This window comes from uncultured Aureimonas sp. (assembly GCF_913775355.1).
In the GTDB taxonomy this organism is placed as follows: domain Bacteria; phylum Pseudomonadota; class Alphaproteobacteria; order Rhizobiales; family Rhizobiaceae; genus Aureimonas.
On the sequence record NZ_CAJYIU010000228.1, the window covers coordinates 1 to 8,879 of the forward strand.

At 71.0% G+C, this 8,879-nt stretch carries 9 protein-coding genes and 1 pseudogene; 9 read left to right on the forward strand and 1 reads right to left on the reverse strand.

What is annotated here, in order from left to right; translation table 11 throughout:
* From QZ753_RS13890 to QZ753_RS13915, 6 genes and pseudogenes are all read left to right on the forward strand, one after another.
* A pseudogene (locus QZ753_RS13890) lies at window positions 1-527 on the forward strand (NAD-dependent dehydratase); the annotation flags it as partial.
* A gap of 145 nt (window positions 528-672) precedes the next feature.
* Window positions 673-1,344 (forward strand): amino acid ABC transporter permease, encoded by a 672-nt coding sequence (locus QZ753_RS13895; RefSeq protein ID WP_294644398.1) that lies wholly within the window; start codon window positions 673-675, stop codon window positions 1,342-1,344.
* Complete coding sequence (locus QZ753_RS13900; protein WP_294644400.1) at window positions 1,344-2,015, forward strand: amino acid ABC transporter permease; 672 nt, start codon at window positions 1,344-1,346, stop codon at window positions 2,013-2,015. The genes QZ753_RS13895 and QZ753_RS13900 overlap by 1 nt, the downstream gene beginning before the upstream one ends.
* Window position 2,016: 1 nt before the next feature.
* Window positions 2,017-2,751, forward strand: coding sequence for an amino acid ABC transporter ATP-binding protein (locus tag QZ753_RS13905; protein ID WP_294644401.1), 735 nt, complete (start codon window positions 2,017-2,019; stop codon window positions 2,749-2,751).
* 7 nt (window positions 2,752-2,758) lie between these two features.
* Window positions 2,759-3,676 (forward strand): isoaspartyl peptidase/L-asparaginase, encoded by a 918-nt coding sequence (locus QZ753_RS13910; RefSeq protein ID WP_294644402.1) that lies wholly within the window; start codon window positions 2,759-2,761, stop codon window positions 3,674-3,676.
* Between the two features lie 18 nt (window positions 3,677-3,694).
* Window positions 3,695-4,486: a transporter substrate-binding domain-containing protein gene (locus QZ753_RS13915; protein ID WP_294644404.1), complete on the forward strand. Its 792-nt coding sequence runs from the start codon at window positions 3,695-3,697 to the stop codon at window positions 4,484-4,486.
* Window positions 4,487-4,517: 31 nt separating this feature from the next.
* On the opposite strand, the gene QZ753_RS13920 is transcribed toward QZ753_RS13915, so the two are convergent.
* Entirely contained in the window at window positions 4,518-5,522 is a 1,005-nt protein-coding gene (locus QZ753_RS13920) for a LacI family DNA-binding transcriptional regulator (protein WP_294644406.1), read from the reverse strand.
* 119 nt (window positions 5,523-5,641) lie between these two features.
* On the opposite strand from QZ753_RS13920, the gene QZ753_RS13925 reads away from it, so the two are divergent.
* From QZ753_RS13925 to QZ753_RS13935, 3 genes are all read left to right on the forward strand, one after another.
* Window positions 5,642-6,652, forward strand: coding sequence for an aminotransferase (locus QZ753_RS13925; RefSeq protein ID WP_294644408.1), 1,011 nt, complete (start codon window positions 5,642-5,644; stop codon window positions 6,650-6,652).
* A 17-nt stretch (window positions 6,653-6,669) separates the two neighbouring features.
* The gene (locus QZ753_RS13930; protein ID WP_294644411.1) at window positions 6,670-7,635 is read left to right on the forward strand and encodes an ROK family protein; all 966 of its coding nucleotides are present in this window, start codon (window positions 6,670-6,672) and stop codon (window positions 7,633-7,635) included.
* A gap of 265 nt (window positions 7,636-7,900) precedes the next feature.
* On the forward strand, window positions 7,901-8,879 hold a 979-nt coding region (locus tag QZ753_RS13935; protein ID WP_294644413.1), incomplete at its 3' end, for a HAMP domain-containing protein.

An 8,879-nucleotide genomic window follows, 5' to 3' on the forward strand; every position in this document is an offset into this window, starting at 1 on the left:
TGAACATGGGCACGACGCTTGCCGTCTACGCCACGCTCTGCCGCGAGACCGGCCGCCCGTTCCGCTTCCCCGGCTCGGCGGCGCAGTGGAACGGGCTGACCGACATGACGAGCGCCAGCCAGCTGGCACGCCATCTCCTGTGGGCGGCGACGACGCCGGCGGCGGCCGACGAGGCGTTCAACATCGTCAACGGCGACGTCTTCCGCTGGAAGTGGATGTGGGCGCGCATCGCCGAGTGGTTCGGGCTGGAGCCGGCCCCGTTCGACGGGACGGTCCTGCCGCTGGAGGCGCAGATGCGGGACGATGCGCCGGTCTGGCGTCGCATCGCGGAGCGCGAGGGGCTGGCGGAGGCGGACCTCGACCGTCTGGCCTCGCCCTGGCACACGGACGCCGACCTCGGCCGTCCGTTCGAGGTGATGACCGACATGGGCAAGTCGCGCCGTCTCGGCTTCCTCGACTACCAGCCGACCGACGACGCCTTCTTCGACCTCTTCGAACGCCTGCGCGCCGACCGGCTGATCCCGTAACGGCGCAAACGCTTCGAGCCCCCGTGCGGCCGCCCCGCCGCTGCTTCGGCTGCGGGGCGGTGCGCGCCGGTCCGGCCCGCTGCCGCTTGACAAGATCCCGGAGCCGCTTTCACATTGAAATCGGTTTCACTCATGCGGGCGGGACGTGTCTTTGGATCTGTCGGTTCTGACGCCGTATCTCGGGGCGCTCGGCCAGGGGGCGATCCTGTCCGCGAAGGTCTGCGCGCTCGCGATCGTCGGCAGCACGATCCTCGGCATGCTCGTCGCCATTGCGCGGACCTCGTCCTCGCGCTGGCTGCGCGGCGCCGCCTACGTCTATGTCGACCTGTTCCGGAACGTGCCGTTCCTCGTCCAGCTCTTCTTCCTCTACTACGGCCTGCCGGAGATCGGCGTCTTCATCGACGCCTTCACCACCGGCGTCCTCGCCCTGTCGATCTCCGGCGGCGCCTTCGCATCCGATGCGATCCGCTCCGGCATCCTCGCCATCGAGCCCGGCATCCTGGAGGCGGCCGAGGTGTCGGGCCTGCCCCGCCGGGTGATCTTCACCCGCATCGTCCTGCCGATCGCCTTGCGCACCGCGATCCGCCCGCTCGGCTCGGTGCTCGTCAACCTCATCCTGACCTCCTCGATCCTCTCGGCCATCACCCTGAACGAGCTGACGGGAACCGGGCGGATCGTCGCCTCCGACACGTTCCGGCCCTTCGAGGTCTATGCGGTGCTGCTCGTCGCCTATGCGGCGATGACCTGGGCCGTCTCGGTGGCGGTCGAACTCCTGCACCGGCGCATGAACCGCGGCCTCGCGCAGGACGTCGCCTGATGCGCTACACGAGCTTCACGCCCTACGACGCGGTGCTTCTGGCGCAGGGGCTCGGCACGAGTCTCGCGGTGTTCCTCGCGACGTCCCTGATCGGGCTGGTGCTCGGCGTCGCCTGGGCGGTGGTGCGCTTCTACCGCGTGCCGGTCCTGTCGCAGGGGCTGACGTTCCTCGCCGAGATCCTCAAGAACTCGCCGGTCCTCGTCCAGCTGTTCCTGGTCTTCTTCGGCCTGCCCGCGTTCTTGAAGATCAATGTCACGCCGGTCGAGGCGGCGATCATCACCCTGTCGGCCAACACCGCGGCCTTCGTCTTCGTGATCGCGGTGGCCGGCGTCGAGGCCGTCGGGCGCGACCAGATCGAGGCGGCGCGCGTCTTCGGCCTGACGCGCTGGCAGGTGCTGCGACGCGTCGTCGCCCCGCAGGCCGTCGCCTTCGCGATCGGGCCGCTGGTGGCGCTTCTCGTCAACCAGTTGCAGGTGACATCGCTGATCTCGGTGATCGGCATCACCGACCTCACCAAGGTCGGCAACATCCTCAACCTGCGCACGCTGAAGCCCTTCGTGGTCTGGACCGTGGTCGGGCTTCTCTACTACGTCGCGGCGAAGCTGGTCGCCCTTCTCGGCGCGCGCCTCGAGGGGCGCCTGCGCGCCCACAACGCCTGGCGGGGGCTCTGACATGCTGACGGTGGACAAGGTTCGCAAGGTCTTCGGCGCGACCACCGTGCTCGACGGGGTGGACCTGCGGATCCGGCCGGGCGAGGTGGTGTCCGTCCTCGGCAGTTCCGGCTCGGGCAAGTCGACCCTCATCCGCTGCATCAACGGGCTGGAGCGGCTCGACGGCGGGCGCATCACGGTGGACGAGTTCGACGTCTCCAACCCGAAGGAGCTCGCCGAGGCGCGCAAGCGCTCCGGCACCGTGTTCCAGCTCTTCAACCTCTACCCGCACATGACCGCGGTCGAGAACGTCATGCTGGCGCCGGTCGAGGTCCTGAAACGCCCACGCCGCGAGGCGGAGGCGCAGGCGCGCGCGATCCTCGCCTCGGTCGGCCTCAGCCCGCGCGCCGACGCCTATCCCGCCCAGCTGTCCGGCGGCCAGCGCCAGCGCGTCGGGCTCGCGCGAGCGCTCGCGATGGAGCCGCGCTATCTCCTCCTCGATGAGGTGACGAGCGCGCTCGACCCTGAGATGACCGCCGAGGTGCTGGCGATCCTCGCCGAGCTCGCGCGCGGCGGCACAACGATGCTCTTCGTCACCCACGAGATCGAGTTCGCGCGGCGCATCTCCGACCGCATCCTCTTCCTCGACGCCGGGCGCCTTCTCGTCGACCTGCCGACAGTCGAGTTCTTCAGCCCGGTCGGCGGGCTCGCCAATCCGCGCATCGCGCAATTCCTTTCCAAGATGCACAAGGACTGACGCGGACATGCTGCTCGTCGCCAATGCCGAGGCCTGGCCGGGCTTCTCCACCACCGTCGATCGCCTGCGCGCGGGGCTGAACAGCCTCGACGCCATGGTGGAGGGGATCGGCCTCGTGGAGCGCGAGGAGACGGTGCGCAGCGTCGGCTACGGCGGCTGGCCGAACATGCTGGGGGTCATGGAGTTCGACGCGGCCGTGATGGACGGGACGACGCGCGAGGTCGGATCGGTCGGCGCCGTGCCGGACACGGTGCCCGTGGCCAAGCTCGCGCTGGAGGTCATGCGCCGGCTGCCGCACGTCATGCTGACGGGCGAGGGCGCCCGGCGCTTTGCCACCGAGATCGGCATGCCGCTCGACGTGACGCTTCTTGACGACAGCCGACGCGTCTGGTGGGAGCGCCTCGAGCGCGAACTCTCGCCGGACGAACGCGCCTGCTTCCCCGACGTGGCCCTTGCGCCCCTCAGCCGCACCATCACCGACCCGGAGCGGGTGCGCGACACGACCGTCTTCCTCAGCGCCGATCCGGCGGCCGGCATCCACGCCGCGACCTCGACCTCCGGCTGGGCCTGGAAATATCCCGGCCGGCTTGGCGATTCGCCCATTCCCGGCGCGGGCTTCTACGCCGACAGCCGCTACGGCGCCGCCGCCTGCACCCATACCGGCGAGATGACGATGCGCTGCGGCACCGCGCGCTCGATCGTGCTCGCGATGCGCCTCGGTCACCCGCTCCGCGATGCCGTCAAGCTCGCGGTCGAGGACCTCGCCGAGCTTCGCGAGGGGTTCCTCGCCGGTGTCGTGATCCACGCGGTGGACGCGCATGGCGGGCACGAGGTGGTGAATTTCCGGTGCGAGGGCGAGATCCGCTACTGGTTCTGGACCGACGGGATGGCCGAGCCCGAACTTCGGCCGGCAACGGTGTTTTAACGAGAAGGGGAGAAGTCCATGAAGCGCATCCTGACTGCCATCGCAGCCCTGGCGCTGGTCGCCGGCGCGGCCGCGCCCGCCGCGGCCGGCAAGATCGACGACATCCGCTCGGCCGGAAAGGTCCGCATCGGCGTCTCGCTCGGCGGCGAGCCGATCGGCTTCCGCGACCCGCAGAACAACCCGGTCGGCTACGACGTCGACGTCGCCAACCGCCTCGCCGAGAAGCTCGGCGTGCCGGTGGAACTGACCGACGTCTCGGGCGACGCGCGCATCTCGATGCTCGTCTCGGGCCAGCTCGACATCGTGGTCGCCAACACCTCGGCGACGCTCGAGCGCGCCAAGACGGTGGACTTCTCGATCCCCTACAACCGCGCGGGCCTGCGGGTGATCGTGCGCAAGGATGCCGGCATTTCCTCGCTCGCCGAACTTGCCGGCAAGAGCGTCGTGGTCGGCCGCGGCACGACGGGCGAAGCCTTCATCAAGCGCGAGGCGCCGGGCGCGACGATCGCCTATGTCGACAACTTCGCCCCGGACGGCGTCCTCCAGCTGCAGCAGGGACGCGTCCAGGCCGCGGTCGAGGATTCCTCGCTGGTCGACTATCTCGCCACGCAGAACGACCAGCTTGTGACGCTCCCCGACCTCTACTCCAACGACCCGATCGGCATCGCCGTCGCCAAGGGCGATCCGGAGTTCGTGCGCTGGCTCGACATGTTCGTCTCCGACTACGTCCAGTCGGGCGCCTACGAGGCGAACTACAAGAAGTGGTGGGGCGAGAACGCCAATCCCCCGAAGCTGAACCCGCTCTGGTAGGGCCGCACCACTTGCCCAGCGCGGCCGGGGCTCACCCGGTTGCGCGCGGGAAGAAGCGCGTGGGAACGCCGACCGGCGGCGAGCCGGCCACGAAGGTCTCCGGATGCACCACGAAGCGCACGATGTGCTCGACGAAGCGGGCCTTGTCGAAGCCGATCGAGCTGATCGGATAGGCGTCGTGGTCGGTGATGCTGAGATTGTCGAAGCCGTAGAGGCGGAAGCGGTCGGGGTGATCGCCGGGAAAGAACGCGCGGCAGGCGTCGAGGACGCCCATGGCCATGGCGTCCGAGGTGCAGAACACGGCGTCGGGCGTCGGTCCGCCCTGGAACGCGGAAGCCGCCGCGCGCCCGCTCGCATAGGAATAATCGCCCTGGAGGACGGTCTCCAGCACGATGCCCTCCGCCGAGAGCGCCGCGCGATAGGAGGCGACGCGTTCGTCCTCGATGCGCGAGGAGGCCCGGCCGGTGACCAGCGCGGCGCTTCTGACGCCTTGGCGGGCGGCGTGCGCCACCGCCTCGCGGATGCCCACGGCCTCGTCCGGCACCACGGCGGGCGACAGCGCGTCGTGCCGGCCGTTCATCATCACCACGAGATCGGAGCGGAACATCCGCCGCACGGTCGCGGCGTCCGCGAAATCCGACCAGACCAGCGCCGCGTCGACATGATGCGCCACGCCCTCGCGCAAGAACGCCTCGGCGCGGTCGACCGAGCCGACCTTCAGGAGCAGGACCTGCTTGCCGATCGCCTGGATCTCGCCGAGCAGCCGGTCGAAGAGATCGAGGTCCGACAGGTCGTGGATGTGGTTCACCACCACGGCGACGAGGTTGACGCGCTTCGTCGTCAGGCTCTGAGCCAGCGGGTTCGGCCGGTAGCCGAGCGCCTCGGCGGCCCGGAGCACGCGCTCGCGCTTGTCGGCCGAGACCGGGCGCGGCGAGGGCGACAGCGCGCGCGAGACCACCGCGCGCGAGACCTTCGCCAGCGCGGCCACGTCGGCCAGGGTCGGCCGTCCGGTCTTGTCGTCTGCGGGTTCGCTCAAACGTCGCCTCGGCGGATCGGGCTCGCGCCCGTCCTCTTCCATGCGCCGCCGGACGGCTCGGCGCAACACGCCGCATGGCGGCCCCGTCGTTCTTCCCTCCGACCCGATCAGGACTTCCCATGACCGAGCATCCCGGCCTCGACCTCATGTACGACGAAATGCGCCGCCAGGGGCCCGACGCGCTGGCGACGATCGAGGCCGGCGCGCCGGTCGCCGTCCGCATCGCCGACGCCGTGCGCCGCACCGGCCGCATCGTGCTCTACGCGATGGGCGGCTCCCATCACGTCAACCGCATCGCCGAGCCGCTCTACCGCGACCTCGGATGGGACGCGCGCGCGCTCAACGCCTCGGAGGCGCTGCTTTCGCCGCTGCCCGACGCGGCGCGCGCCGCGCTCGTCGTCTCGCAGTCGGGCGAATCCGGCGAAATCCGCGACCTCCTGAAGCGCGGGCCCGGACGCGAGGAGCGCTTCGGGCTGACGCTAGAGGGCGACAGCACGCTCGCGCGCAGCGCGCGCGCCTCGATCGTCGCGGCCGGCGGCACCGAGCGGGCGTTTGCCGCCTCGCGCTCGATCGTCCTCACGCTCGCCATGCACGGCGCGGTGCTGGAGGCGCTGGGCGCGCCGCAGGACGCGCTGCGGGCGAGCCTTGCCGACGCCGCCGACCCAGCCGCGATCGACGCCGCCGATGCCGCGCTCGCCGGGGTCGACGCCACGATCTTCGCCGGACGCCATGCGATGGCGGGTGTCGCGGAAAGCGCGGCGCTGTCGATGATGGAGCTTGCTCGCGTGTCCACGATCGGCTTCGAGGGCGGCCAGTTCCGCCACGGGCCGTTCGAGGTACTGCGTCCCGGGCTCGGCGTGGTGCTGTTCCGAAGCCTCGGCCCCGACCGCGCCGGCGTCGCGCCGCTGGCGGAGGCCGCCGTCGCGGCGGGATGCGCCACCGTCGTCTTCGACGCGTCCGGCGACGCGCCGCCGGCGGGCACGGTGCACGTGCCGCTCAGGCGCGGCGAGGGGCTGGCGGCCGCCGGCAGCATGATCCTCGCGCTCCAGCATCTCAACATCGCCGTCGCGCGGCGCACGATCCCGAACGGTATCGGCACGCCCCAGCGCACCACCAAGGTCACGGCCTGACGGGCGGGGGCGAGGCGATGGCGGACAGGGGCACGATCGGGATCGACCTCGGCGGCACGCAGCTTCGCGTCGCGGCGATCGATGCGGCCGGCGCGATCCTCGACCGGCGCGCGGCGCCCGTCGACCGGGCCGGGGGCGTTGCGGCGGTGATCGGGCAGATGGAGGCGCTGATCGCCGCCGTGCTCCGCCCGGATACGGCCGTCGTCGGGATCGGCGTTCCCGGCGCCTTCGATCCGGGGCGGGGGCTCGTCCTCGACATTCCTGCCTTGGCCGGCTGGACCGCGATCCCGCTCGCCGCCGAGATCGAGGCGCGCACCGGCCTTCACGCCGTCCTCGAAAACGACGCCAAGGTCGCCGCGCTCGGCGAGTGGCGCTTCGGGGCCGGCCGGGGCATCGCCGATTTCGCCTATCTCACGATCAGCACCGGGATCGGCGGCGCGTTCGTCGTCGGCAACCGGCTGGTGCGGGGATACCGGGGGCTGGCGGGGGAGGTCGGCCACACCCGCATCACCGACCGGAGCGCGACGTGTTCGTGCGGACACGAGGGCTGCTGGGAGGCGGTCGCCTCCGGCACCGCGCTGGCGCGCGCGGCGCGCACGGCCGTCGAGCGGCACCCGGCGTCGCGGCTGGCCGCGCGGGCGGAGGGTTTGCCGGCGACGGGCGAGACCGTCACGCTGGCTGCGCGCGAGGGATGTCCCGTCGCGCTGGCGCTCCTACGCGACGAGGCGGCCTGGCTCGCGGCGGGCCTCGTGAACGTGCAGCATGCCTTCGCGCCGGAACGCGTGGTTCTGGGCGGCGGCGTCTCGAACGCCCTCGACCTGATGCTCGGCGACATCCGCGCGGCCATGCGCCGCCGGCTCCTGCCCGGCCACGAGGTGCCCGACATCGTCGCTTCACGCCTCGGCGACGACGCCGGACTGCTCGGCGCCGCGTTCCGGGCGCAGGAGTGGCTGCGCGAGGCCGAGACGTCCCCCGTCTCCTGACGGGTATGGGGTTCAGCGCCGAACGCGCGGCCCGTCCGGGGCCGGAGCGACGCTCTTCCCCGGCGGTGTCGAAACCGCCTCGGTTTGAAGGCGCGGCCGGTCACGTCGCCACGGCGAGCCGGCGTCCGGTGCGATTGCGGGGTGCACACGTCCGGACGTGGCGCGATCCGGGAGGTCCGATGGCAACAACCGTCAGTTACCTAAATTTTTAAATCTGTCGTGCAGTATCTGCCACTCGAAGCTTCCAGCGTTGTCGGGGACGTTCATGCTGCACACCATTCGACAGAAGCTCCTTGCCGCCAGCGTCGCCGTTCTCGTGCTCGTCGTCGGCGGCACGGGTATGGGAGTCTGGTCGATGAACCGTCTCGGCGTCGCGCTCGACGCGTCGGATCTGGCGGGCGACATCCTGCAGAACCACATGCAGGCCGACATGATCCACGATGCCCTGCGCGCCGACGTCCTGTCCGCGATCGTCGGCCAGAGCGGGCAATACGCGGTCGACCAGGCCAAGGTGCGGGCGGAGACCGCCGAGCATGCCGCCGAGTTCCGCGCCGCGATCGAGCGCAACCGCCAACTCGCCACGGCGCCCGACATGCAGGCCGTCCTCGGCGACCTCGTCCAGCCGCTTCAGGACTACAGTTCCGCCGCCAGCGCGATCGTCGAGCGCATCGGCCGCGGCGAGACGATCGGGCAGCCGGTTCTCGACGATTTCCTCAAACGCTTCGACGTCCTGGCCGGGCGGATGGAAACGGCGTCGAAGGCGATCGACGCGATGGTCGCGCGCGAGAACCAGCGGGCCGACGGCGTCCAGTCCTTCAGCCAGCGCATCCTCCTCGCCCTGATGGGGGTCGGCGTCGTCTTCTCGGCGGGGCTCGCGGCCTTCGTGGCGCTGGCGATCTCCCGGCCGATCCGGCTCCTGTCCAGCACCATGCGGGTGCTGGCGAAGGGCGATCTCGACGTGCGCCTGCAGGGCGCCGATCGCCGCGACGAGGTCGGCGAGATCGCGCGCGCCGTCGGCGATTTCCAGACCTTCCTCGGCGACAAGGCCCGCCGCGAGGCGGCCGAAGCAGAAATGCGGCAGCGTCACGAGCGCGAGAGCCTCCACCGCCAGTCGGCAATCGACAACGCCAAGGCGGAGGACCTTCGCGCCTTCGTGCATGCGGTGGAGGCGGGCTTCGCACGCCTGTCGGCCGGCGACCTGACCGTGCGCATGGATCAGGCGGTCGCGCACGAGTTCGAGCCCA

Coding starts and splice junctions, on each gene's coding strand:
- QZ753_RS13930 (WP_294644411.1), top strand. CDS start 6,670: ATGGCGGACAGGGGCACGATCGGGATCGACCTCGGCGGCACGCAGCTT.
- QZ753_RS13910 (WP_294644402.1), top strand. CDS start 2,759: ATGCTGCTCGTCGCCAATGCCGAGGCCTGGCCGGGCTTCTCCACCACC.
- QZ753_RS13925 (WP_294644408.1), top strand. CDS start 5,642: ATGACCGAGCATCCCGGCCTCGACCTCATGTACGACGAAATGCGCCGC.
- QZ753_RS13915 (WP_294644404.1), top strand. CDS start 3,695: ATGAAGCGCATCCTGACTGCCATCGCAGCCCTGGCGCTGGTCGCCGGC.
- QZ753_RS13900 (WP_294644400.1), top strand. CDS start 1,344: ATGCGCTACACGAGCTTCACGCCCTACGACGCGGTGCTTCTGGCGCAG.
- QZ753_RS13905 (WP_294644401.1), top strand. CDS start 2,017: ATGCTGACGGTGGACAAGGTTCGCAAGGTCTTCGGCGCGACCACCGTG.